The following is a 372-nucleotide window of genomic DNA, read 5'->3' on the forward strand; positions in this document are numbered from 1 at the left end:
ATCTTTTTTTACCTAATGCTTGCCAATATTGTAACGACATTTTCATCGCGACTTCAATAGCGACAGAACCTGAATCACATAAAAAAATACATTCTAATTCTTTCGGTGTAATTTGATTTAATTTTCGACATAATAGAACAGCTGAAGGATGTGTAATGCCGCCAAACATCACATGAGACATTTTTTTAATTTGATTTTTTAACGATTGATTTAATCTAGGATTATTATATCCATGTATAGCAGACCACCAAGAAGACATTCCATCAATTATTGTTTTTCCATTATTTAACTTTAGATAGATTCCTTTAGCTGATATAATAGGATAACAAGGTATCGGATTATTCATAGAGCTATAAGGATGCCAAATATGTT

At 30.4% G+C, this 372-nt stretch carries 1 protein-coding gene; it reads right to left on the reverse strand.

Annotated features, from left to right (window positions below):
• Positions 1–372, reverse strand: a 372-nt coding sequence (locus LDP10_RS03295) for an aminotransferase class III-fold pyridoxal phosphate-dependent enzyme (RefSeq protein ID WP_265197292.1), incomplete at both ends; no start/stop codon positions are given.

The organism is Buchnera aphidicola (Pemphigus obesinymphae) (assembly GCF_026122815.1).
GTDB classification, from domain to species: Bacteria; Pseudomonadota; Gammaproteobacteria; order Enterobacterales; family Enterobacteriaceae; genus Buchnera_C; species Buchnera_C aphidicola_BJ.